23 protein-coding genes, 1 pseudogene and 1 riboswitch are annotated in these 23,017 nt (G+C 48.0%); of the genes and pseudogenes, 20 read left to right on the top strand and 4 right to left on the bottom strand.

Features of this window, described 5'->3' with window-relative positions; all coding sequences use genetic code 11:
• Window positions 1-4: 4 nt before the first annotated feature.
• A complete protein-coding gene (locus ACFQNG_RS10230) occupies window positions 5-292 on the bottom strand; it encodes a metal-sulfur cluster assembly factor (protein ID WP_379864853.1) in 288 nt (95 codons plus the stop codon).
• A gap of 194 nt (window positions 293-486) precedes the next feature.
• Between ACFQNG_RS10230 and recA the strand changes: the two genes are divergently transcribed.
• The 17 genes from recA (at window position 487) to cotE (ending at window position 17,598) form a co-directional block, all read left to right on the top strand.
• A complete protein-coding gene (gene recA, locus ACFQNG_RS10225; RefSeq protein ID WP_379864828.1) occupies window positions 487-1,575 on the top strand; it encodes a recombinase RecA in 1,089 nt (362 codons plus the stop codon).
• Window positions 1,576-1,592: 17 nt separating this feature from the next.
• Entirely contained in the window at window positions 1,593-2,246 is a 654-nt protein-coding gene (locus tag ACFQNG_RS10220) for a RecX family transcriptional regulator (protein ID WP_379864827.1), read from the top strand.
• Window positions 2,246-3,226: a metallophosphoesterase family protein gene (locus ACFQNG_RS10215; RefSeq protein WP_379864826.1), complete on the top strand. Its 981-nt coding sequence runs from the start codon at window positions 2,246-2,248 to the stop codon at window positions 3,224-3,226. The genes ACFQNG_RS10220 and ACFQNG_RS10215 overlap by 1 nt, the downstream gene beginning before the upstream one ends.
• The gene (locus ACFQNG_RS10210; protein ID WP_379864825.1) at window positions 3,223-4,671 is read left to right on the top strand and encodes an AAA family ATPase; all 1,449 of its coding nucleotides are present in this window, start codon (window positions 3,223-3,225) and stop codon (window positions 4,669-4,671) included. Before ACFQNG_RS10215 ends, ACFQNG_RS10210 begins: the two co-directional genes overlap by 4 nt.
• A 4-nt stretch (window positions 4,672-4,675) precedes the next feature.
• Window positions 4,676-4,921 (top strand): hypothetical protein, encoded by a 246-nt coding sequence (locus ACFQNG_RS10205; RefSeq protein WP_379864824.1) that lies wholly within the window; start codon window positions 4,676-4,678, stop codon window positions 4,919-4,921.
• Window position 4,922: 1 nt separating this feature from the next.
• Window positions 4,923-5,597, top strand: a complete 675-nt coding sequence (locus ACFQNG_RS10200) for an ATP-binding protein (RefSeq protein ID WP_379864823.1) — start codon at window positions 4,923-4,925, stop codon at window positions 5,595-5,597.
• A 213-nt stretch (window positions 5,598-5,810) separates the two neighbouring features.
• Window positions 5,811-7,355 (top strand): ribonuclease Y, encoded by a 1,545-nt coding sequence (gene rny / locus ACFQNG_RS10195; RefSeq protein ID WP_379864852.1) that lies wholly within the window; start codon window positions 5,811-5,813, stop codon window positions 7,353-7,355.
• A gap of 57 nt (window positions 7,356-7,412) precedes the next feature.
• Window positions 7,413-8,210: a TIGR00282 family metallophosphoesterase gene (locus ACFQNG_RS10190; protein WP_379864822.1), complete on the top strand. Its 798-nt coding sequence runs from the start codon at window positions 7,413-7,415 to the stop codon at window positions 8,208-8,210.
• Between the two features lie 121 nt (window positions 8,211-8,331).
• Window positions 8,332-8,592 (top strand): stage V sporulation protein S, encoded by a 261-nt coding sequence (locus ACFQNG_RS10185; RefSeq protein WP_022737614.1) that lies wholly within the window; start codon window positions 8,332-8,334, stop codon window positions 8,590-8,592.
• A 76-nt stretch (window positions 8,593-8,668) separates the two neighbouring features.
• Window positions 8,669-9,616: a dipeptidase gene (locus ACFQNG_RS10180; protein ID WP_379864821.1), complete on the top strand. Its 948-nt coding sequence runs from the start codon at window positions 8,669-8,671 to the stop codon at window positions 9,614-9,616.
• 243 nt (window positions 9,617-9,859) lie between these two features.
• Window positions 9,860-11,620 (top strand): 2-oxoacid:acceptor oxidoreductase subunit alpha, encoded by a 1,761-nt coding sequence (locus ACFQNG_RS10175; RefSeq protein WP_379864820.1) that lies wholly within the window; start codon window positions 9,860-9,862, stop codon window positions 11,618-11,620.
• On the top strand, window positions 11,607-12,473 hold the full coding sequence (locus tag ACFQNG_RS10170) for a 2-oxoacid:ferredoxin oxidoreductase subunit beta (RefSeq protein ID WP_379864819.1): 867 nt from the start codon (window positions 11,607-11,609) through the stop codon (window positions 12,471-12,473). Before ACFQNG_RS10175 ends, ACFQNG_RS10170 begins: the two co-directional genes overlap by 14 nt.
• 68 nt (window positions 12,474-12,541) lie before the next feature.
• A complete protein-coding gene (locus ACFQNG_RS10165) occupies window positions 12,542-13,276 on the top strand; it encodes an MBL fold metallo-hydrolase (protein ID WP_379864818.1) in 735 nt (244 codons plus the stop codon).
• Between the two features lie 61 nt (window positions 13,277-13,337).
• A riboswitch (purine riboswitch) is annotated at window positions 13,338-13,439 on the top strand.
• A 105-nt stretch (window positions 13,440-13,544) separates the two neighbouring features.
• Window positions 13,545-14,126 carry a xanthine phosphoribosyltransferase gene (locus tag ACFQNG_RS10160; RefSeq protein ID WP_379864817.1) on the top strand — a complete coding sequence of 194 codons (582 nt, stop codon included), beginning with the start codon at window positions 13,545-13,547 and terminating at the stop codon, window positions 14,124-14,126.
• Window positions 14,127-15,028: 902 nt separating this feature from the next.
• On the top strand, window positions 15,029-16,507 hold the full coding sequence (gene miaB / locus ACFQNG_RS10155; protein ID WP_379864816.1) for a tRNA (N6-isopentenyl adenosine(37)-C2)-methylthiotransferase MiaB: 1,479 nt from the start codon (window positions 15,029-15,031) through the stop codon (window positions 16,505-16,507).
• 1 nt (window position 16,508) lies between these two features.
• Entirely contained in the window at window positions 16,509-16,916 is a 408-nt protein-coding gene (locus ACFQNG_RS10150; RefSeq protein WP_379864815.1) for a YlbF/YmcA family competence regulator, read from the top strand.
• A 103-nt stretch (window positions 16,917-17,019) separates the two neighbouring features.
• On the top strand, window positions 17,020-17,598 hold the full coding sequence (cotE, locus tag ACFQNG_RS10145; protein WP_379864814.1) for an outer spore coat protein CotE: 579 nt from the start codon (window positions 17,020-17,022) through the stop codon (window positions 17,596-17,598).
• Window positions 17,599-17,646: 48 nt separating this feature from the next.
• On the opposite strand, the gene ACFQNG_RS10140 is transcribed toward cotE, so the two are convergent.
• From ACFQNG_RS10140 to ACFQNG_RS10130, 3 genes are read right to left on the bottom strand one after another with little or no spacing between them, the layout of a single operon-like run.
• A complete protein-coding gene (locus tag ACFQNG_RS10140; protein ID WP_379864813.1) occupies window positions 17,647-18,003 on the bottom strand; it encodes an SH3 domain-containing protein in 357 nt (118 codons plus the stop codon).
• On the bottom strand, window positions 17,979-18,428 hold the full coding sequence (locus tag ACFQNG_RS10135; protein ID WP_379864812.1) for a M23 family metallopeptidase: 450 nt from the start codon (window positions 18,426-18,428) through the stop codon (window positions 17,979-17,981). The genes ACFQNG_RS10140 and ACFQNG_RS10135 overlap by 25 nt, the downstream gene beginning before the upstream one ends.
• 23 nt (window positions 18,429-18,451) lie before the next feature.
• A complete protein-coding gene (locus tag ACFQNG_RS10130; RefSeq protein ID WP_379864811.1) occupies window positions 18,452-18,802 on the bottom strand; it encodes a hypothetical protein in 351 nt (116 codons plus the stop codon).
• A gap of 205 nt (window positions 18,803-19,007) precedes the next feature.
• Here ACFQNG_RS10130 and ACFQNG_RS10125 point away from each other — a divergent pair, with 205 nt between their 5' ends.
• From ACFQNG_RS10125 to ACFQNG_RS10115, 3 genes and pseudogenes are all read left to right on the top strand, one after another.
• Window positions 19,008-20,438: a putative amidoligase domain-containing protein gene (locus ACFQNG_RS10125; RefSeq protein WP_379864810.1), complete on the top strand. Its 1,431-nt coding sequence runs from the start codon at window positions 19,008-19,010 to the stop codon at window positions 20,436-20,438.
• Window positions 20,439-20,508: 70 nt separating this feature from the next.
• Window positions 20,509-20,610: pseudogene (locus tag ACFQNG_RS10120) on the top strand (MutS N-terminal domain-containing protein); the annotation flags it as partial.
• A gap of 596 nt (window positions 20,611-21,206) precedes the next feature.
• Window positions 21,207-23,015, top strand: coding sequence for a reverse transcriptase/maturase family protein (locus tag ACFQNG_RS10115; protein WP_379864809.1), 1,809 nt, complete (start codon window positions 21,207-21,209; stop codon window positions 23,013-23,015).
• The last annotated feature ends 2 nt before the right edge of the window (window positions 23,016-23,017 follow it).

Raw genomic sequence — 23,017 nt, 5'->3', positions numbered from 1 at the left:
AAAGTCAAGCGTCATGGATGCCAAGCGCGATTTTGGCCAAGCGGGACATGCGGCTCTTGTCCCAAGGCGGGTTCCAAACGATGTCGACCTGAACTTCTTTTACCCCATCCACTTTTTGGAGGGCTTCACGCACTTGTTGTTCAATGGTGCCGGCGAGCGGGCAACCCATTGCCGTCAAGGTCATGGTCACTTGGACATTTCCCTCGTCGTCGATATCGACGCCATAGACCAGACCGAGATTGACAATGTCGATATTGAGTTCAGGGTCATTCACTTCCTCCAATTGCTCCATAATCTGTTCTTTCAATTTCTCTTTATCCAACTGAATAGCCCCCTTTTTGCCGTTCTGTTTGTAATGTACCACAACGGGCGGATCCCCACACCTGCAAAAAAAAACGAATAAACGTTCGCAAATGATCTTGGCAGATGAACCAAAACAGGTTATGATGGGTATATGTGATTAATCGGATAGAGGAGGAACTGTGCATGTCAGATCGTCGTCAGGCGTTAGAAATGGCACTTAGGCAAATAGAAAAGCAGTTTGGCAAAGGTTCAATCATGCGGATGGGGGAAGAGACGACCCCGCAAGTGGAGACGGTTTCCAGCGGGGCGTTGGCGCTCGATATCGCCCTTGGAATCGGGGGATACCCACGTGGCCGGATTATCGAAGTATATGGACCTGAATCTTCCGGTAAGACCACGGTCGCTTTGCATGCGATTGCCGAAGTGCAGCGCACAGGGGGAACGGCCGCTTTCATCGATGCGGAGCACGCATTGGACCCTATTTATGCACAAAAATTGGGCGTCAATATTAACGAATTGCTGCTGTCCCAACCGGATACGGGGGAACAAGCGCTGGAGATCGCGGAAGCGTTGGTGCGCAGCGGAGCGGTGGATATCATCGTTATCGACTCTGTTGCGGCATTGGTGCCGAAAGCGGAAATCGAAGGGGAAATGGGAGATTCCCACGTTGGTTTGCAAGCGCGTCTGATGTCGCAGGCATTGCGCAAACTGTCGGGAGCCATCAACAAGTCCAAAACGATTGCCATCTTTATCAACCAAATTCGTGAAAAAGTGGGCGTCATGTTTGGTAACCCGGAGACGACCCCGGGTGGACGGGCCCTGAAATTCTACTCCAGCGTCCGTCTGGAAGTGCGTCGCCAAGAGACGATCAAACAAGGAACCGACATGGTCGGAAACCGCACGAAGATCAAAGTGGTGAAAAACAAAGTGGCTCCACCGTTTAAGCAAGCAGACGTGGACATCATGTTTGGCGAAGGGATTTCCAAAGAAGGAAGTGTGCTCGATATCGCGTCTGAGTTGGATATCGTCAACAAGAGCGGAGCTTGGTATTCTTTTGAAGGGGATCGCCTTGGACAAGGCCGCGAAAACGCGAAACAATTCCTCAAAGATCATCCCGAGGTATGCGTGAAGATTGAAAACCGGATTCGGGCGCACCATGATCTGCCCCTGACACAAGTCGAAGAAAAACAAGCAGAGCCAGCCAAGGAAGAGAAACGTGGCCGCAAGCCGAAAGATAAAGAGGAGAGCGCCCCTTCTCTTGACCTTGCGTAAGCTGAAAGGTGATTCAAGTGCCTAGCCAAATCACCCGAATCGAGAAGTGTTCCAAGCAAACCAAGCGCTACCGGATCTTCGTGGATGGGAATGAAGTTTGTTCCGTCCACGAAGATGTGCTGGTCAAATTCCATTTGCACAAAGGGATGGAATTGGAACAGGCTCAATGGGAAGAGCTGCTTCAAGCGGAAGAATACAATAAGGTGAAGCAGGCTGTGATGCGTTACCTTTCTTATAAGCCGCGTACGGTTTATGAGGTGAGACAGTATCTCAAGCAGAAAGAATATGATCCCGCATTAGGTGAACAGGCGATTGAGGAAATGGAAGCGCAGGGTTTTCTGGATGATCGCCAATATGCGAAGAGTTGGGTTGCCGAACGGCATCGGCACAAGGGATATGGTGCGCTTCGTTTGCGACAGGAATTGACTAAAAAGGGAGTGGCTTCATCTTATATTGATGAGGCGCTTATAGAGATGGATGAAGAGGAACAGCGCCAGGTGGCAATGGAGATTGCCGAACGGCGCTATCTTCGTATATGCGGCGAGCCTTGGCCGACGATTGAGCGCAGATTGGGGCAGTATCTATTGCGGCAAGGTTATTCCATGTCTCTCGTATATACGGTATTACGGGAATTTCGTGAGCGTGATGAAGCTGAAAAGGAGAATGGATAATGCGGATTTTATATTTTACGGATACGCATATCCGGGGAACTTCTCCGCGCAGCCGCACAGATGATTTTCAACTCACCATTCGGCGCAAAATCGAGGAAGTGATTGAAATCGCTGAACGGGAACAGGTCGATTTTGTATTGCATGGGGGCGATGTGTTTGATCGCCCCAACCTGTCTCCGGCGGTTGTGCGTGAGTTTGCCCAAGTTTTTCGACGGTTCCGCGCGCCCATTTATGCCATCGCCGGAAATCATGATATTTATGGCCATAATCCAAGCACCATTGAACGCACCATGTTGGGCTTGTTGGATGCGTTTGGGACGATCCGCCTGATTGGTGAAAAGGAAAAGGTCAAGTTGGAGAAGGATGGCTTAGTTGTTCAGATTAGCGGACAACCGTTTCACTATGACTTAGATAAACGGGATGTTGCCTTGGATTACCATGTGGAAAATGAATGTGAGGCCAACTACTGCATCCATATAGTGCATGGCATGCTGGTCGATCGCGCGTTGCCGGACGGGGTTCCCCATACGATGATAGGGGATGTCTGGTGTGATGCGGTGGATATTTTGTTAACGGGTCATTACCATGCCGGTTTCCCGCTCCAACACCGCAACGGCAAATATATCGTCAACCCGGGAGCGCTTGCCCGTATCAATAACCACCCTTCGGAAATCAAGCGGATGCCTCAGATCGCGTTGATCGAATTGGGGGAGGCGATCCAGATCAACATGATTCCGTTAAGTTCCGCCACCCGTGGAGAAGAGGTGTTGGACCGCTCCTATATCGAAAAAACCATGTACCGCCAGGAGCAGTTGGCTTCCTTCGTCCAGCAGATCCGCTCGGCGACGGATTTCCAAGCAGTCGATGTGTTAGATATTATCGATGAAATCTCGCGCATCAATGGAATCGATGAGGAAGTCAAATTTGAAGCCCAACGGCGCATCGCCATCGAACAAGAGGAAGGGGAGGCTTCATATTGAGTACATTTAAGAGATTGGTAATCGAGAATTTTCAATCGCACCAGCACACGACGATTGACTTCTCGGATGGTTTAAATGTATTTGTCGGCCCCTCTGACAGCGGCAAGAGCGCGATCTTGCGCGCCATTCGCTGGGTGTTGTTCAATGTTCCGCGCGGGTCTGATTACATTCGAAGCGGTGCCAAAGAGTGCCGGGTCAGCTTAACCTTTGCTGATGGGACAGAAGTGGTTCGGGTGCGCAGTTCCTCGATCAATCGCTATATTCTGCGAAAACCGGGGGAAGAAGAGCGGGTATTTGAGGGATTTGGCAATACCGTGCCGCAGGAAATCGTGGATGTGCACCGAATTGAGCCAATCAAGTTGGATCAGAAGGAATTATATGTCCATTTTGGCACCCAATTGGAAAGCCCTTTTCTTTTGTTTGAGTCCAATCAGAACAAAGCGAAGACGATTGGACGGATCAGCGGTGCGCACCTGATTGACAATGCTTTGAAAAAAGCGAGCAGCGACCGTCAGCAGATGAATGCGGAGATCAAGCGGCTTGAGCAAACCAGGGATGAGATAAACGAAAAGTTGCAACCGTATGAAAATATTGCGGAATTGGAAGAGCAAGTGGCTCGGGCAGAAGAGGCATATCTTAAGGCCATCCAGAAGCAGGAGTTGTGTGAACGACTGAGCAAGGCCCAAGAACAGTTGGGGCTCGTAAGTAAGGCCAAAGCGGGGACGGAACAATTTATCGCCAGTTTGCGTCAGTTGCCGCAAGTGGAGAAGCTGGTTCACCGTTTGGAACAGCAAAAGTATCATTACCGTTTGTTGACCAGATACCATGAGCAATGGGGACGCTTGCAGATAGAAAAAACAAAGGTGAAGCGCATCATCGAAGCTTCCGCGTCACTTCCGCAGTTGGAAGCGGGGCTGGTTTCGCTTAAGCAACACCATGTCATGTTGGCGCGCTATGTAGAAAGCAAGCGCAAATGGGATGAACATCACGCAGAACGCATTCGTGTGGAGAAGCGCTTGCAAGCCCTGGCTCAAGTGCGGGATGCCGACCTTGTGGTTGGGCGGCTCCAAAAACAAGTGAACCGCGTGGCCAAATTGGAGCAGTTGCAGCGAAAATGGACACTGATTCGGCAGGAGAGCGGCCAATGGAAGAAGACGCTTGAGCGCAACCGCCATGCTCGGGCGGTATGGCAAGAGACACTGCCCGCTTTGTCCGAGAAGAAGGAACGATTAAAACGGCTGACCGATCTCCATAAACAATGGGCGGATGTGACGGCGCGGGTGAAGATTGGCACGGAATTCTGCCGCGATAAAAAAGAAGAAATCAAACAGTTAACGCAAAAGCTGGCCGACGAGATGAAGAAGTTGGGGAACTGTCCAATGTGCAAAAGACCGATTGAAGAACATGATATGGAACACTTGATCCACGAATATTTGGGAGGGTAGACCGATGAACCAAATCGAAAAAAACATTGAACTGTTGCGGGCGCAAACGGAAAAAGCGAAAAATGAGCTTTTGAAAGCAGAGGGTAAATTGGAAAGCCTGATGCGCAACGAAGAGGAGATCATCAAAGAGGTACGCGAACTGGGAGTGGAACCAGAGCAATTGGAAGAGGAGATTCGCCGCCTAGAGAAAGAGATTAACGAAGAACTGCAAAAAGCGTGGAGTTATCTGCCGCAGGAGCTGAGAAAGTGACATGGTTGAGTCTTCGTTTACGCAGTTGAGAGAAGCATTGACAGAAGCCAAAAACCAGTTGATCGTGCGCAAATCGGAACGGGACCTTTACCTGGGCCAACTGAAGCAAACGGAAGAACGGTGGCAACTGTGCCTAAAGGAACGAGATTTGCTGGAGAAGGTGCGTGTGCTGTTCCAATTGTCGGCGGAGCACGCCCGCGAACAGGCGAAACAACAATTGGAGACGTTGGTGACCAATGCCTTAAAATATGTCTTTGGTTCGGTGTTCCGTTTTGAAATTGAACTGAAGGATCACGGGGGAACGCCCACAGCGGAATTTTATGTCGTTTCCACATGGGATGGGCAAGAAATTAAAAACAGGCCGCAAGAGGCTAGGGGTGGGGGCATTGTCGACATTGTCTCGTTGGCCCTGCGCATTGCGTTGATTGAAACGATAAAGCCCCGCTTGAGCGGACCGATTATTCTGGATGAACCGGGAAAGCATGTGAGTGAGGATTATATCGTGCCGATGATTGAATTCCTCAAGTCGGTCGGTGAGACCTTTGGGCGGCAAGTGATTTTGGTCACCCATAACATCCATTTTACCGAATCGGCCGATGCGGCTTACTTTGTGCGGCTGCAGGGCGGAAAATCGGACGTGGAAAAAAGCCGTCGCCTTGACAATGGGATTGCATAAATAATACAATTGAGTTGTATCTTTGCCTTATAGAAGGAGAGATACCTCTGGTTCCAAGTGAAAACGTATGTTAGCATAGTGGAAAATGGTTCTAGCTGGTTTTATCCAGCCTTCACCTGGTATAGCAAGACATGACGACGGACTATCAAGCGAAGACCGAGTTCATCGGTCTTGTTTTTCTAAATAGAGAAAGAGGAGGTGAGCGAAGGATCGATGGTGTTTGAACCGATTGACATCATTCTGCTGTTTGCCTCTCTCGGAGTCGGACTCGGTGCAGGATACTGGATGCGAAAAACGGCAGCAGAAGCACGGATCGGAAGTGCCGAGAAAGAAGCTGCTGAGATCATAGAGAAAGCTGACAAAGAAGCAGAAGCGCTAAAAAAAGAAAAAATCTTTGAAGCTAGAGACGAAGCACATCGCCTGCGCAGTGAAGCAGAAAAGGAGATTCGTGAGCAGCGTAACGAATTGCAGCGAATCGAACGCCGTTTAAACCAAAAAGAAGAGACCCTTGAACGCAAACAACACGCGATTGAACAGCGTGACGACGAGCTGAACAGGAAAGAGAAGGAAATAGAGCTACGTCAACTAGAGATTGATGGGCTATACCAGGAACAGAGAAGAGAAATGGAACGGATATCTGGATTAACCACCGAAGAAGCAAGACAACTCATTCTGGCGAAAGTGGAGAATGAGATGCGTCATGAAACTGCGCAAATCATTAAAGAGATGGAACAGCAGGCCACAGAAGAAGGGGATCGACGGGCCCGCCGGATTTTGTCGTTGGCTATCCAACGCTGTGCGGCGGATCATGTGGCGGAAACCACCGTTTCCGTGGTATCCTTGCCGAACGATGAGATGAAAGGACGAATTATCGGTCGGGAAGGGCGTAACATTCGTACCTTGGAAACATTGACCGGTATTGATCTCATCATTGACGATACGCCAGAGGCAGTCATCTTGTCTGGATTTGACCCCATTCGTCGCGAGGTGGCCCGAGTGGCACTGGAAAAACTGGTGGCAGATGGGCGCATTCACCCAGCGAGGATTGAAGAGATGGTGGAAAAATCGCGCCGGGATGTGGACGAGCGCATCCGTGAATACGGGGAGCAAGCCACATTTGAAACAGGCGTGCATGGTTTACATCCGGATTTGATCAAGATCATTGGTCGATTGAAATTCCGTACAAGCTATGGACAGAATGTGTTGAAACATTCCATGGAGGTAGCTCATTTGGCTGGACTATTGGCTGCTGAACTGGGTGAAGACATTCACTTAGCCAAGCGGGCGGGTCTTTTGCACGATATAGGTAAAGCGATTGACCACGAAATTGAAGGGTCACACGTGGATATCGGCGTGGAGCTGGCAAAGAAATACAATGAACATCCTGTTGTCATCAACAGCATCGCTTCCCACCATGGGGACTGTGAAGCGACCAGCGTGATCGCGGTCCTGGTCAGAGCGGCAGACGCGTTGTCCGCGGCAAGGCCGGGTGCGCGAAGGGAGACGCTTGAAGCGTACATCAAACGTCTTGAGAAGCTTGAGGAAATCTGTGAGTCTTTTGATGGTGTGGAAAAATCATATGCCATTCAAGCGGGAAGAGAAGTGCGGATCATTGTAAAACCGGATGAAGTGGATGATGCAGAAGCTACACGTTTGGCCCGTGAAATCACGAAGCAAATCGAAAATCAATTAGATTATCCCGGCCATATTAAAGTGACGGTCATCCGGGAGACGAGATCGGTTGAGTACGCAAAATAAAGTGGCCTTCGGGCCGCTTTATTTTTTTACAAAGGAGTTTGGAGGCTCAAACCATTTATGAGAGTATTGATGATCGGCGATGTAGTAGGAAATATTGGTCGCCAAACACTTATGACATATTTACCAAAACTAAAGCAAATGTACTCACCTGATGTGATTGTAGTAAACGGCGAAAACGCTGCGGCAAACGGCCGAGGCATTCAACGCTCAATCGTGCGCGAATGGCTGGATGCAGGAATCGATTGTGTTACGCTGGGTAACCACGCTTGGGGGCAAGGGGAAGTTTTTGATTTTATCGATGACGAAACGAACCTGATTCGCCCGGCCAACTTTCCGGAAGGAACCCCAGGGAAAGGGATGGCTGTCTTGTCCACGAAGGCGGGCAAACTGGCTGTGATCAATCTGATGGGAAGAGCGTACATGGAATCGGCTTTGGATTGTCCGTTTCGTACAGTAGACCGCTTATTAAAGCAACTCTCGCAAAGTGCGTACGTTTTAATAGATTTCCATGCTGAAACTACATCTGAAAAGCAAGCATTCGCTTGGTATGTGGATGGTAGGGTATCGGCTGTTGTGGGAACGCATACCCATGTACAGACCGCGGATGAAAAAATATTGCCTAAGGGAACGGGATATTTGACTGATGTTGGCATGGTCGGTCCTTATGACAGTGTGATCGGCATGGAAAAGACCGCGGTCATCAAAAGGTTTATCACCCAACTTCCTGTTCGCTTTGAAGTGGCCAAGGGAAGGGTGCAATTTAATGCGGTTTTATTTGATTTCAATAAAGAAACAAAGAAAGCGAAAAAAATAAAACGGATTCGGATAGATGATGATATGCCTCTAATCGGTTGATTATAAATAAATTTATTTATGATTTTTTACCCGTATCTATGTAAATTAGAAGGAATTTTTACGAGTTGGTCGAATAGGATAAAAGTAGTGGACTCACTCCAACCATCGAGGAGGTACCTTCATGGAAGTATTAAAAGTTTCAGCAAAATCTAATCCGAATTCTGTTGCTGGTGCACTCGCCGGGGTCTTGCGTGAACGTGGTCAAGCAGAGATGCAAGCGATTGGCGCAGGAGCGCTAAATCAAGCTGTTAAAGCGGTTGCGATTGCACGAGGGTTTGTTGCGCCGAGTGGGATTGATCTCATTTGCATTCCGGCCTTTACGGATATTGTGATCGATGGTGAAGAGCGTACTGCGATTAAATTAATCGTGGAACCTCGCTAATTTACAGAATCAATATATTCGAAAAAACCTGTTTATTCATATAGACAGGTTTTTTTTTAAGCGGAGGGTGAAGTGGATGCAGTGGCTGGATGGGCATTGTGATGTGCTAAGTAAAATGTGGCGTGATCCGAAGTACCGATCTTTTTATCATCCTCAGTCTTCATTGGACAGTTCATATCATCACCTGTGGGAAGCCAATGTCGTCATGCAGGTATTCGCCGTCTGGACCCCGGAATCTGTGCCCAAGCATCATCGGTTGTCCGTGGCACTCAAAGAGGTGGATTATTTCTATGAGGAAATAGTTCGCGATGGGTCGCGGGTTTTCCTACTTACAGAAGGAAACCAGTTGGAAGAATGTAGCCGGGACCGCATGGGGGCGCTGTTGTTGCTGGAAGGAGCCGATGCGCTTCAGGGGGATCTTGCCAATTTGCGTTTGTTTTATCGGCTTGGGGTGCGACAAATGGGACTGACATGGAACTATGCCAATGATGTGGCCGATGGCATTTTGGAAGAGCGCGGCGGGGGGCTGACTTGTTTTGGCCGGCAAGTGATCGCAGAGATGAAACGGCTGGGCATGATCTTGGACGTTTCCCATCTCTCGGATGGAGGATTTTGGGAAGTGATTGAAGAAAAAGAGCTACCGATCCTTGCTTCCCATTCCAATTGCCGAGTCCTTTGCCCGCACAAACGCAATTTGGAAGATGAGCAGATCAAAGCGCTCATTGACCGAGATGGCTTGATTGGCATGACCTTTGTGCCCGCTTTTATACATAAGCCTTCAGTGGAGGCCACCATTGATCATTTGCTCAGGCACATTGAGCATGTGTGCACGCTCGGGGGGGAGGATCATCTGTTTTTCGGTTCGGATTTTGACGGGCTGGACAGCAAGGTGTCCCATCTGGAAAGCTATAAGCATCTTCCGCATTTACTGGAGGCGCTCCATAAACATTATGCGGATGACCTGATCATAAAATGGGCATGGAAAAACGGAAGTCGCTTCTACAAAAAACATCTGTCTTCATAAAACGTTAAAAAAAGAAGCCAGGCGGATCTCATTTTCACAAAAAGGATTATATGATTAAAAAAAAGAGAAATTCGTATGATAGGGGCCTTTATCCGGTTGCTTTTTACCGAGTAGAGGACTAGAATTAATACATGAAAATGCTATCACTCACAAGGAAGCATTGATCCATCTTCTTCTTTGTGAAGAGGGTTGCAAATTTCTCATTATTGTGTAGTGTGTGGCAGGATTAAAGGAGATGAGTTCATGGTTAAGCAGCTTTCGTGGAAAGTGGGCGGACAGCAGGGGGAAGGTATTGATAGTGCGGGCGAAATATTATCAACTGCGCTAAATCGCAAAGGCTATCATCTATACGGTTACAGGCACTTCTCCTCACGCATCAAAGGCGGGCACTCTAATACCAAGATCCGTATTAGCACAAGCCCGATCCGGTCCATTTCCGACGAGCTGGATATTCTTGTTGCATTTGACCAAGAAACAATCGACTTAAACGCTTATGAGTTGATTGCAGACGGTGTCATCTTGGCCGATGCCAAGTTTAATCCAACCGTTCCGGAAGGAGTTTCTGCACACCTTCTCGCTGTTCCATTCACCAAAATTGCGGAAGAAGTAGGCATGGCCCAAATGAAAAACATGGTTGCGGTGGGCGCTTCTATCGCACTGTTGGGACTGCCGGTTGACGCCTTTAAAGAAGTGATCGAAGAACGATTTGCAAGAAAAGGGCAAAAAGTCGTAGACAAAAATATGGAAGCGATCACAAAGGGCTTGGTATATGTTCAAGAGGAAATTGGCAATACGATTACAAAGTTTCGCTTAGACCCATCTGATGGCAAAAAGCGCTTATATATGATCGGAAATGACGCAATTGCATTGGGAGCGATTGCTGGCGGTGCGCGTCTCATGGCAGCATATCCGATTACACCATCTTCCGAAATCATGGAATACCTGATCAAAAAACTGCCGGAACTCGGCGGCACAGTGGTTCAAACGGAAGATGAAATCGCTGCCATGACGATGGTAATCGGGGCAAACTATGGCGGAGTTCGCGCGTTGACCGCTTCTGCCGGCCCAGGTCTTTCCCTGATGACAGAAGCGATCGGTTTGGCTGGGATGACCGAGACGCCGGCCGTCATCGTCAATACCCAACGCGGGGGTCCAAGTACCGGATTGCCAACCAAACAGGAGCAAAGTGACGTGTTGGCGATGCTTTACAGCACACACGGGGAAATTCCGAAAATCGTGATTGCCCCAAGTACGGCGGAAGAGTGCTTCTATGATACGATCCAAGCGTTCAACTTGGCGGAGCAATACCAGTGCCCTGTCATCATCCTGTCCGACTTGGCGCTATCGCTTGGTAAACAAACCGTTGACCCGCTTGATTATGACCGCATCGAAATCAAGCGCGGCAAATTGGTTGACTGGAATGATGAATTGCCAGCACTTGAAAACTCGCAACTGTTCCCTCGCTATGAATTGACAGAAGATGGGATATCCCGCCGTGTGTTGCCAGGGAAAAAAGACGGTTTGCATCATGTGACCGGGGTGGAACATGACGAAACGGGACGCCCGTCTGAAAATCCGCTCAACCGCAAGCGCATGATGGACAAACGCCTAGCCAAGTTAAAGAGTGGGATCGACTTCGATACCCCCGTTTACTTGGATGCGAAACATGAAGAAGCGGACATCTTGATTGTGGGTTTCAACTCCACTCGCGGCACGATCACCGAAGCGAAGGAACGATTGGAAGCGGAAGGGTTGAAAGTCAACCATGCCCATATCCGCCAAATTTTACCTTTCCCGACCGACATTATGCACCAGCAGATGCAAAAGGCGAAAAAAGTGTTGGTTGTGGAAAACAATGCAACAGGACAGCTGACCAATCTGATCAAAATGCATGTCGGGTTTGCTGACAAATTGGTGCACTATGGCAAATACGATGGAAATCCGTTCTTGCCATCCGAAATTTACAAACAAAGTAAGGAGCTGTTGGTTCATGGCCACATTTAAAGATTTTCGTAACAAAGTAAAGCCCAACTGGTGCCCAGGTTGTGGTGATTTCTCTGTGTTGGCCGCCATGCAGCGCGCTTTTGCCAATATTGGGTTGGAACCGCATGATGTTGCCATCGTATCTGGTATCGGTTGTTCTGGACGCATCTCCGGTTATGTGAACGCATATGGTTTACACGGTGTGCACGGTCGCGCTTTGCCAATCGCCCAAGGGTTGAAGCTCGCCAACCGCGACTTGACGGTGGTCGCTGCCGGTGGCGATGGAGACGGCTTCGCGATCGGGATGGGTCATACGGTCCATGCCATTCGTCGTAATGTGGATATCACCTATATTGTGATGGATAACCAAGTATACGGATTGACCAAAGGACAAACTTCTCCCCGCAGTGAAATGGGTTTTAAAACCAAAAGTACGCCAAGCGGTTCGATTGAAGCGGCGATCCATCCGATGGAAATGGCGCTAACGGTAGGGGCTGGGTTTGTTGCGCAAGCGGTTTCCAGCGACTTGAAACAATTGACCCATGTGATCGAAGAAGGGATCAAGCATAAGGGCTTTTCCTTGATCAACGTTTACAGCCCTTGCGTCACTTATAACAAGATCAACACGTATGACTGGTTTAAGGAAAACCTCATCAACCTGGAAAGCGATGAGAACTACGATCCATCCAATCGCGCCCTGGCGATGCAAAAACTGATGGAGCATCAAGGCTTGGTGACGGGGATCATTTACCAAAACAAAGAACGCAACTCTTACGAAGAAATGATCAAAGGGTTTAAAGAAGAGCCGCTGGCCAAACAAGATCTGATGATTGATCGTGCACACTTTGATAAATTAGTGGCTGAGTTTGCATAATAAGTTTGGAAACCACTTCCCACGCTTGAGGAAGTGGTTTCTTCTTACCTGTGTGAGGTGAATGTGACATGCGGTGGACTGTACTCGGGTGCCATTCCCCTTATCCGGGACCGGGTGGGGCGACGTTGGGATATTTGTTGGAAGCGGATCAGCAGCGCATCTTGATTGATTGCGGTAGCGGCGTATTGGCCCAACTTGCCAAGATCACGCCGATCTATGAAGTGGATGCCGTTTTTTTATCCCATTTGCATCATGACCATATTTCCGATTTTTTTGTACTGCAATACGCGGTGATGGTTGCCGCCAAACAACAGAAACGAAAAGGCCCCTTACCTGTCTGGGCACCATCGGAACCGACCCATTGGTATGGGAAACTCAGTTACCAAAGCTTTATTGAAAAACACCCGATCCAGATGCAACCTGTCAAACTGGGAAACCTCACTTTTTCTTTTTATCAAACGGATCATGCTGTCCCATGTTATGCCATCCACATTTCAGACGGGCACAAGACGATTCTGTATGGGGCGGATGCCGGCCCCAAAACCGATTGGCTTTTGATGGGAACGGAACCGGATCTATTTGTTTGTGAGGCGACTTATCTGCATAAGGAGCTGCCGGCCCAGCCCACGGGTCACTTGTCAGCCAAGCAAGCGGCGGAAGCGGGTGTGAAAATCAAAGCCAAACAATTGTTATTGACGCATTTGTACCCGGAACGGGATCCTGCGCCACTTGCGGAAGAGGCACGAGCGGTTTTTCCCGGTCAGTGCCTCGTTAGCCAGACAGGCATGCAGATTGAAGTGTAGTTTGTATGTAAATTTTTAATGAAAGAATGGGCGACGTTAGATATAATTTGGTTGTCTTAACATGAAAAGCAAGACAAAAGCTCATATAATCGCAAGAATAGGGCTTGCGAGTTTCTACCGAATGACCGTAAATCATTCGACTATGAGTGAGCGACAGGACAAGGACATGGCGTCTTTGTCTTTTTCCATGGAGAAAAAGCCTAAGGCAGTTGGCTCACTCATAGACAGGGCAAAGGATTGGGCTTTTTCCTATGGGAGGGATGTCGTCATGCAACCGTTGAAAGAGAAGATTCGACAGGAAGGAAAAGTGTTGTCTTCTGAAATTTTAAAAGTGGATTCTTTCCTAAATCATCAAATTGACCCGGTGTTGATGCAACAGATAGGGCAAGAATTTGCCCGGCGTTTCGCCGAAGATCGGATTACGCGGGTTTTAACGATTGAATCATCGGGGATCGCCCCGTCAGTCATGGCTGGGTTAGTGTTGGGCGTGCCTGTCGTCTTTGCCCGCAAACGCAAATCCTTGACGTTGACGGATGATTTTTATGAAGCCAAGGTTTATTCATTCACCAAACAAGAGACCAACTCCATTGTCGTAGCCAAAACGCATCTGACTGAAGCGGACAAGGTATTGGTGATCGATGACTTTTTGGCCAATGGACAAGCGGCTGAAGGATTGATCGAAATTGTTCGGCAAGCGGGTGCCGAACTGGCCGGTGTGGGCATTGTGATAGAAAAGTCGTTCCAAGAAGGTGGCAAACGACTGAGGGAGAAGGGCATTCGCGTCGAATCCTTGGCAGAAGTGGCCGCCTTGTCTGAAGGAAAAGTGACATTTGTCGGGGATAATGAGTAGACTAGACCGCTGTTTATAAGAAGTTTGGACTGGACTTTGCGAAAACCGCAGATTCTTGGGATCTGTTGCAAGACAAAGTATGGACAATATGGGATATAAGCAACCTTCTTAGGCTTCCGAACATACGGGAGCCTTTTCGTTTTTCCCGCAAAGTAGACTGAGTTAGAAGGGATGATGCCCAAGAAGCCAAAAATTCTAGCTTGCGGCTCAGGAAAACCGAAAAAGAAAATGACTCGTGTTTATGCGCAATCGAGTCCTTCAGCCAGTTGAACCTTGCTTCGGCTGCCGTGATCCACAAAATGATGTCATCATGACCATAAAGAAAGCCCCTCCCGGTCGTTATGACCGAGAGGGGAAGGGGGATCCATTAACTTGGTATCGTCCATTTTGCCTGTCACCCATGGGTCCATATCGTAAGTTCCATCCATCGGTCACGTTCTTCGCCCCGCGCAGTCAGCATGATGATGGGCATATCGGATTCATGCCGAATTTCTTCACATCATGCCCATCCATCATTTTTGGACATCATCAGGTCTGGGATCAGCAGGGAGGGATTTGCCATTCGGTACATTTTGCACCCCTCTTCACCGTTTGGCGCGGTAACTGTTTCAATTCCGCAAATGACCTACGAGAACGTCCACAATGAGGCGATATCGGTTCAGGCGAAAAAACATGCGCCCTGCGCTTCGTAAAAATTCCATAGACAAGTTTGTTTCGCAAACAAAAACTTTATGTTGGAGCTGGCGGGCAAGCGATTCCAACGCATAATGGGAATTCATTGATCAAGAGAGAAAGATCATGTATAATAACTTAGTTAAATGAACACGATCTGATAATTTTGAGCTGTTTATGCTCTTGGAATAGAACTGAGATCAAAGTTTGTTCAGAAAGGATGACACGAGATGAGCAAACAGGTGAAAGACTACAGCCAGTATTTTGTTGCTCCAGATTTGAAGCAAGCTAAAAAACGGGGTAAAGAAGACGTGCAAGTGCTCCAATTTGAGCAAATCCCGGATAATATGCGTGCAGTCGGACAAGGCAAAAAATACATGATCGAGACGTACGGATGCCAGATGAACGTGCACGACAGCGAGACGATCGCCGGGATCTTGGAAGAAATGAGCTATACCCGCACGGACCGTGAAGAAGAAGCGGACATTATCCTCCTAAACACTTGTGCCATCCGTGAGAACGCGGAAGATAAAGTGTTTGGTGAATTAGGCCGTTTGAAGCGACACAAGCTGGAAAATCCGGACTTGATTCTGGGCGTATGCGGTTGCATGTCCCAGGAAGAGGTGGTTGTCAACCGGATTTTACAGAGCTACCAGCATGTTGACTTGATTTTCGGTACCCATAATATTCACCGTTTGCCAGTGTTGCTGCAAAATGCGCTCTTCTCCAAAGAAATGGTGATCGAAGTTTGGTCCAAAGAGGGAGACGTCGTTGAGAATATGCCGAAAGTGCGTGAGGATGGTTTGCGCGCGTGGGTGAACATCATGTACGGTTGCGATAAGTTCTGCACCTATTGTATCGTTCCGTATACCCGTGGGAAAGAAAGAAGCCGTCGCCCGGAAGACGTGTTGAACGAAATTCGCGACTTGGCCCGCAAAGGGTACCAAGAAGTGACCTTGCTTGGGCAAAATGTCAACGCGTACGGCAAAGACTTTGAAGATATCCACTACACCTTCGCCAATCTCATGGAGGATGTCCATAAGATCGGCATTCCCCGTGTGCGCTTTACGACGAGCCATCCGCGTGATTTTGACGATCATCTGATCGAGGTGTTGGCTAAGCGGGGGAACTTGGTCGAGCATATCCACCTGCCGGTGCAATCGGGCAGCTCCGAGGTCTTAAAGTTGATGGCGCGCAAATATACGCGTGAGCAATATCTTGAACTGGTGCGCAAAATCAAAGCGGCCATCCCGGATGTCGTTCTGACGACGGATATCATCGTCGGTTTCCCAGGTGAAACGGATGAGCAATTTGAAGAAACGTTGTCTTTGGTGAGAGAGGTGGAATATGACTCTGCCTTTACCTTTATCTACTCTCCGCGCGAGGGAACGCCAGCGGCCAAAATGCAAGACGATGTGCCGATGGAAGTGAAGAAAGAACGTCTCCAACGCTTGAATGACCTGCAAAATGAAATCAGCCGCCGTAAAAATGAGGCGCTTCGTGGTCAAATCGTGGAAGTGCTTGTGGAAGGGGAGAGCAAGAAGAATCCAGACGTGCTCTCCGGTCGGACCCGCACCAATAAGTTGGTGAACTTTGTTGGGCCGAAACATCTCATCGGCCAAATGGTTTACGTCCGGATCGATGAACCGCAAACCTGGACGTTAAAAGGGGTATGGATTGATCAGGAATCTCGGGTGGTGGGTGGCTAAGATGGCCAGACATGCGATTTTGGCAGAAGCCCGCAAATTTGCCGCGCTGTTGGAACGGAGCACGGAGGTAAAACGTTATCGAGAAGCGGAAATGCAAGTGAATCGAAGCGATGCGGTGCAACAGACGATTGCTGCCATCAAACGCAAACAAAAAGAGCTCGTCCATGCCAAACACTATCAAAAGCCAGAATATGTTCGCTTGCTTGAGCAAGAGTTGGAACGGTTGAACCAGCGGTTGGATCATCTGCCCATCGTGCGTGAATACCAACAGGCGCAAGTGGAGGTCAATGGTTTATTGCAGACGATTCAACAGGTGATTGCCGATACCGTCTCCAAAAAAATCAATGTGGAGACGGGTGGAGAAGTGGCCAGCGGTTGCGGTAGCGGTGGAGCGTGTGGCTGTCGATAAAAAAAGACAACCCTACGGAGAATTTCCGTAGGGTTTTTTTGCACTCTAGACACTTGCCCTGCATACACATGTTATTGAACGATGTTTGGAGGAGGGAAGGATATTGTCTAATACAGATAGAGCAGTCGAATATCGCCAGATATTGACCAAGGCGGTATGCGGAAAAGGTCGCAAGTTTTCTCAGATGGCACACTCGATTCAACCGCCTGACAATATCGACACCATTCTTGGTGCTTGGGTCATCAACCACAATTATGATTCCCACAAGGTCGGAGAGGCCATAGAAGTAAGAGGTAGTTATGATGTGAATATCTGGTACTCCACCAAAGGCAACACCAAAACGGATGTCTTGCAAGAGACAGTCTACTACACGGAGCAAGTGCCACTTACATTCTATGACCGCAACACACGGGAGGCTTCTGTGGCGGTGACGGCAGCGGTGACGCAAGCGCCCAATTGCATTGAGGCGTCCATCGCTTCCCATGCGGATGGAGTCGTCGTCCGGGTAGAAAAAGAGTTCTTGGTCGAGTTGATCGGCGAAACCAAAGTGTGTGTTCCCGTTTATCCGCTGGAGTTTGCTGAAAGTGATGAGAAGGATGTTTATGAAGGGATTAGCGGAGACGCAGAAGATGATTTTGATGACTTGGACCCCAATCTGGTCATCGACGAATTGGAAGATTGACGTGGATTGCAGCTGCTGGCGAATTTGCCAGGAGCTTTTTTATTTTTGTTATTGGCAACTTGGTGCAACGGGGTTTGAGGTGCCCGTCCATACAAAAGCATCACTGATCCATTGTCCGCTGGTATTGGTCGAACCATAACGTCCCGTATGGGTGGTACCAGTTGTGGTGCATGAGATGGTAACTATACTTCCATCAGCGACACTGCCGACAATGCCATACTGGGTGCCCGGCCCGGAGCGCAGATTGACGGTGCCTCCCCCATTGGCATCCACTACCCCTTGATTGGCGCCGAGAATGCCGTAGTTCTTTATGGCGCCACCAGGATAGGCGATTGTGCTGGCATGGCGCGCATAACCACCATAGGCAAAGAGCCAAGCGCCTATCTCTTTTTCATGTAGCGACACATAACTGCCGTTATAGAGGACGGCGAAATGGACATGGCGCCCGTTCGCGCTACCACCACAGGAGACATCGGTGCCGGTGTAACCGAGGAACGTGCCGGCATCCGAGTTCCATCGGCAGGTTTGATATTATCCCACAAGTGGTAATAATCGGTGCTGTATCCGTTATCATGAACAACACGAATCCAGCCCAAGTTGTTGGAACACATGGTGTAGACATTTCCGCTTCTCGCGGCAACGACTTTTTGGTCACCACCTGATAAATCCATCGAGCTGTAAGGGCGATCACTGCCAGCCCAGCCGTGGGGCCCTCCCGTCATGTACCAAGTGGCTCCTTGCGCGAAGGGGAGTTGCAGGCCGGTGCGTTGTTCAGCTAATGCTTTGACTTCATTGGCAGCGGCAAAAGCTTTTTTCTCATGTGATTTCATGATGTCGGATGGAGCGGCCTGAGCTAACTGTCTAAATCGTTCGGTTCCTTCCAGGCCCACTTGCCAACCAGTGTCGGTCTTATGCGCAATGAACAGCCAGCCCTCCGGGTAGCTTCCTTCGACACGCGGAGCGGTGATGACAGCGGTTCCAAATGACCAGGATCCGTTTTGGTGCATTCGCTAACATTGACTCGGGCCCGTTTTTCCACCTCAATGGCTTGGGTGGCGACAGCTTGTTTGTGTTTGATCATCGTTTGCACCACTGCTTCTTGCAATGAGGCGGATTTGGCTTCCGCATGCGGGCTTGAAAGTGTAATGGAAATCGCCGCAAGCAACAGCAGGCAAATAATAAGTGAAATCTTACGGTGAAACATGCGATCCCTCCCTCCTGTTGAATAATTAATAGATTATTTTGAATTAATATGAAATAATTTCTGTGCCGTTATCATTATCCCTTCCAACCCGTCTTTCTTTTTGTTTGGCCGGTTGTATGTGGACCAATGGAAAAAAGACTAACGTTTTTCGCACAGGTGACATATGATAACAGCATAAATATTCCCAAGAACAGGACGGGAGCCAATGTACGGATTAGAAGAAAGGGGAAAGCTTATGGGAGCCGCCACCCTTCCTTATGAAGCCATAGAACATGAAGAAGAAATAAGAAAGCTGATTTTGGATGAAGAGAGAAAGCTTGTCCCTTCCATTAAGTTGGATCTGCCCCAAGCGCCTCATTTATCCACCGCGATGTTGACGTTGAATGATGTGAAGCAAGTAGAACGGGCAAATCAACCTCTGGAGAGAAATGAGCAACTTCAACTGCATGGGATACCGGTTAATGAAAAGACCAAATTGGTGCGAGAGTATCTCTTTTTCATATTTCAGACCGAGGTGTTGACCGCGTACTGTTCTAGAGAACAAACGGTATGGTTGGCCAATCATCAAAAGAAGCGCAAACGATATCGCCGTGTGAAAGAACAAGACCGGCCACGTGAGTACCGTCGTGCTAAGCGGCTTGCCATTCGTTCCATATATGCATTGGGGTTGGACTACGGCATGGTGCGAATCGTAGCGGGTACGGGAGATAAATTTGTCGTTTCCGGCGTATCGGCAACCCCGGCGATCAATGATGAAGGAATCAACGCCTTCATCTCCGCGTTAAAAGATTATGTCGCCCAATGCCTGGGGCCGAAGATCGAACAGGATCAAATCGTGTTGGGGGCAGATCCCGAATTTGTGATGATCGATACAGAGGGAAAACTGGTGATCGCCTCAGATTTGATTCCGGTTCGGGGGGAGATCGGCTGTGATGCGATTTGGATTGGGGAAAACCGTTCAAATAAACCATTGTTTGAATTGAGGCCCGCCCCCACCGCTGACCCCAAAGCGATGGTAGTGAACATTTATCGGCTGTTGACCCGCATTGCCAAGAAAACGCGAAATGTGCCGGGAAAATGGTTGGCGGGGGCGATGCCGTGGAGCGGTTTCCCCTTGGGAGGACATATCCATTATAGTGGGATTAAACCTAACTTTAAGCTCTTCCGGGCATTGGATAATTATATGGCCTTGTTATTCGTGATCGCCGAAGACGTACGCGGGATTGGCCGCAGACCGAAATATGGCTATTTGGGCGACTACCGGTTTCAGCCGTATGGGGGGTTTGAATATCGCACACCGCCGAGTTGGTTGATCTCGCCCGTATTGACGAAAGGGGTATTCGCTCTGGCGAAAGTCATTGCCGGCAATTATCGCACCCTCCCATATTTCCCGTTGAATGATCCAGAGATGCAGCGCGCTTATTACTTTGGCCGCAAAGCGTTGATCTACCGGTGGCTGCCCACTTTGTGGGAAAAGTTGAAAAAATGCGAGGAATATTCGCTGTACCAAAAATATTTGGATGAACTTTTTCACTATCTCCTATCTGGAGAAACATGGGATGAAATGCAAGATTTTCGCAAAGTATGGCATCTTCCACCATATCGGCGCGTACTCCATCAGAAAAAAACTTTGTGAACAGATGGGATGGCGGCCGTTTTTCATGTTAAAATAGGTGAATGAAAAAAATAAGCGGAGGAAGAGGAACGTGTCACAATATACTCCGATGATGCAACAATACTTGTCGATAAAGGCACAATATCCTGATGCCTTTTTATTTTTTCGTCTGGGAGATTTTTATGAAATGTTTGTGCGCCCATAAGGGCTCTTAGAGAATCTGCTCTAGCAAAGCAGTAGGCTAAGGACGCAAGTAAAAGCCTATCGTCAACCAGCTTATCCTGGAGGGAAACTGAAGGGGGAGTGTAGCATGCTGGTAAAGTCGCGAGTTGCCTAGTTACCAAGGCACGACTGAGCGGCAAGACGAAAAGCAGTGAACGAGGATGAAGGCTAAACTGCCTGAATGACAGTCCAAGCGGGTATATCGTAGCCTATGGCGAAAGGTAACTAGATACGCCATATAGTCAAGAAGAACTGTATAAAAACATTACGGTTCTTATGAAAGTTGATGCACGAGTAGAATCAACTTTGCGCGTCCCTGACTACGCAACCTCAGTAAGAGGTAAAGGGCGAACGTCACATCCGACATCACTGCAAGCTATGTCTCTAAGGGTACTAAATGGGGATTACCTAAGTTGGAACGCCACGAAGTGGCTATGGCTTTAGAGCCTGAATATCCAATATGGTAACGGAGTTCCCGTAGTAGTCCGAGCTAGGGAAAGCCTAGTACATGGCGAAGGGGAACAGCCTATTTAGTTTAATACGAACGGGAAAGGAGCGAGAGGCTCTATGAGAAATCCCGAGGCAGTATTAAACAGTCTAGCCTCCAAGTCAAACGATCCAACATACTCATACCACAGGTTGTACAGAAACCTGTACAACAGAGAGTTTTTCTTACTTGCCTACGGCAAGTTGGCCCCAAAGGAAGGGAATATGACCGAGGGCGCAGATGGAAAAACTGTAGATGGCATGAGTTTGGCAAGGATTGACAAGTTAATTGAGAAGCTCAAAGATCAGTCTTATCAACCCAACCCTGTTAAAAGAACATACATCCCGAAAGCAAACGGGAAAAAACGACCTTTGGGAATACCATCCATCGACGATAAACTAGTTCAGGAGGTTGTAAGGAGGGTGCTAGAAGCCATTTATGAGGGAAGCTTCTCAAATCACTCACACGGCTTTAGACCCAACAGGAGTTGCCATACAGCTCTAATGGAAATACAGAGGAACTTCACAGGAGTAAAATGGTTCATTGAAGGCGACATAAAAGGGTTTTTCGACAACATTGACCATCATATCCTGATCGGTATCCTAAGGAAAAGGATTAAGGATGAGAAGTTCATCAACTTAATCTGGAAGTTTCTAAGAGCTGGTTATGTAGAAGATTGGAAGTACCATGGGACATACAGCGGTACTCCTCAGGGCGGAATTATCAGCCCAATCCTGTCAAATATATACCTAAATGAACTAGACAGGTATGTCGAAGAACTGATGGAACGCTTTAAATCAGGAACAAAGAGAAAAGTCAATCCAGAGTACAAACGAATCGACATGGCAGTAAAATATAGGAAGGATAAACTCAAGAGGGTGGAATTGACTGCTGATGAACAACAGAAATTGAGGGAGGAAATCAAATCCCTATCAGCAGAAAAACTCCAAGTAGCTTACTCAGATCCGATGGATTCCGACTATAAGCGGCTCTTTTACACCCGATATGCTGATGACTTTATCATTGGCGTTATAGGGAGCAAAGGAGATGCCGTCAACATAAAAGCGGAATTAACGGAGTTCCTTAGCAAAAAGCTCAAGCTTGAGTTGTCACAAGAAAAAACACTCATCACACACGCAAGCGAAAAGGCAAGATTTCTGGGATATGACATCTCTGTTCCAAAAAATGAGAGCACCAGTAGGGATAAAAACGGGGTTCTTAAAAGGTCAAACTCACAAAAATGCAAACTATACTTACCGAGGGAAAAATGGGTTGAGAAACTGAAACAACTTCAGGCACTCAAAATCGACAAAGATGGCAAATGGAAAGCAATGCACAGAGAAGAGTTTGTAAATCTGGATGATATTGAAATCCTTAGTATCTACAATGCAGAAATAAGGGGCTTGTACAACTACTACAGACTAGCTAACAACGTAAGTGCACTTAATAAATTCTTCTATTTTATGAGATTTAGTCTTTATAAAACACTAGCTAACAAATACAAAATGTCTGTAAGTGGTATCCTCAACAAATACAATAAAAATGGTGTTTTTATGGTTGAATATCCAAATAGAAATGGGATAAAAACTCGTACCCTCTATAACGGAGGATTCAAAAGAGTTGAAGCCCCTTTAAAATCAAACAATGTAGATGAAATGCCCAACACCCGCATGTATGGTGGCAAGACAAGCCTAATTGAAAGGCTTCTTGCAGAAGAATGCGAGTGGTGTGTGAAAAAGGATGTCCCCTTGGAAGTCCATCACATTAGGAAGCTCAAAGAGCTTCAAGGCAAGAAAAAGTGGGAACAAACAATGATCGCCAGAAAAAGAAAAACGATGGTACTGTGCACAAAATGCCATGACGATTTACATGCTGGGAGGCTGGATTAAAA

This window comes from Laceyella putida (assembly GCF_042665195.1).
Lineage (GTDB): Bacteria > Bacillota > Bacilli > Thermoactinomycetales > Thermoactinomycetaceae > Laceyella > Laceyella putida.
The sequence above is the reverse complement of the archived record's forward strand: the minus strand, read 5'-3'. Positions and strand labels throughout refer to the sequence as shown.

Excerpts from the sequence above, each read along its gene's own strand:
- ACFQNG_RS10165 (WP_379864818.1), top strand. The coding sequence starts at position 12,542 with ATGCGGTGGACTGTACTCGGGTGCCATTCCCCTTATCCGGGACCGGGT.
- ACFQNG_RS10205 (WP_379864824.1), top strand. The coding sequence starts at position 4,676 with ATGAACCAAATCGAAAAAAACATTGAACTGTTGCGGGCGCAAACGGAA.
- ACFQNG_RS10180 (WP_379864821.1), top strand. The coding sequence starts at position 8,669 with ATGCAGTGGCTGGATGGGCATTGTGATGTGCTAAGTAAAATGTGGCGT.
- ACFQNG_RS10160 (WP_379864817.1), top strand. The coding sequence starts at position 13,545 with ATGCAACCGTTGAAAGAGAAGATTCGACAGGAAGGAAAAGTGTTGTCT.
- recA (WP_379864828.1), top strand. The coding sequence starts at position 487 with ATGTCAGATCGTCGTCAGGCGTTAGAAATGGCACTTAGGCAAATAGAA.
- ACFQNG_RS10115 (WP_379864809.1), top strand. The coding sequence starts at position 21,207 with ATGAGAAATCCCGAGGCAGTATTAAACAGTCTAGCCTCCAAGTCAAAC.
- ACFQNG_RS10170 (WP_379864819.1), top strand. The coding sequence starts at position 11,607 with ATGGCCACATTTAAAGATTTTCGTAACAAAGTAAAGCCCAACTGGTGC.
- ACFQNG_RS10125 (WP_379864810.1), top strand. The coding sequence starts at position 19,008 with ATGTACGGATTAGAAGAAAGGGGAAAGCTTATGGGAGCCGCCACCCTT.
- rny (WP_379864852.1), top strand. The coding sequence starts at position 5,811 with ATGGTGTTTGAACCGATTGACATCATTCTGCTGTTTGCCTCTCTCGGA.
- ACFQNG_RS10215 (WP_379864826.1), top strand. The coding sequence starts at position 2,246 with ATGCGGATTTTATATTTTACGGATACGCATATCCGGGGAACTTCTCCG.
- ACFQNG_RS10175 (WP_379864820.1), top strand. The coding sequence starts at position 9,860 with ATGGTTAAGCAGCTTTCGTGGAAAGTGGGCGGACAGCAGGGGGAAGGT.
- ACFQNG_RS10185 (WP_022737614.1), top strand. The coding sequence starts at position 8,332 with ATGGAAGTATTAAAAGTTTCAGCAAAATCTAATCCGAATTCTGTTGCT.
- ACFQNG_RS10135 (WP_379864812.1), bottom strand. The coding sequence starts at position 18,428 with ATGAAATCACATGAGAAAAAAGCTTTTGCCGCTGCCAATGAAGTCAAA.
- ACFQNG_RS10190 (WP_379864822.1), top strand. The coding sequence starts at position 7,413 with ATGAGAGTATTGATGATCGGCGATGTAGTAGGAAATATTGGTCGCCAA.
- ACFQNG_RS10230 (WP_379864853.1), bottom strand. The coding sequence starts at position 292 with ATGGAGCAATTGGAGGAAGTGAATGACCCTGAACTCAATATCGACATT.
- ACFQNG_RS10150 (WP_379864815.1), top strand. The coding sequence starts at position 16,509 with ATGGCCAGACATGCGATTTTGGCAGAAGCCCGCAAATTTGCCGCGCTG.
- ACFQNG_RS10130 (WP_379864811.1), bottom strand. The coding sequence starts at position 18,802 with ATGTTTCACCGTAAGATTTCACTTATTATTTGCCTGCTGTTGCTTGCG.
- ACFQNG_RS10200 (WP_379864823.1), top strand. The coding sequence starts at position 4,923 with ATGGTTGAGTCTTCGTTTACGCAGTTGAGAGAAGCATTGACAGAAGCC.
- miaB (WP_379864816.1), top strand. The coding sequence starts at position 15,029 with ATGAGCAAACAGGTGAAAGACTACAGCCAGTATTTTGTTGCTCCAGAT.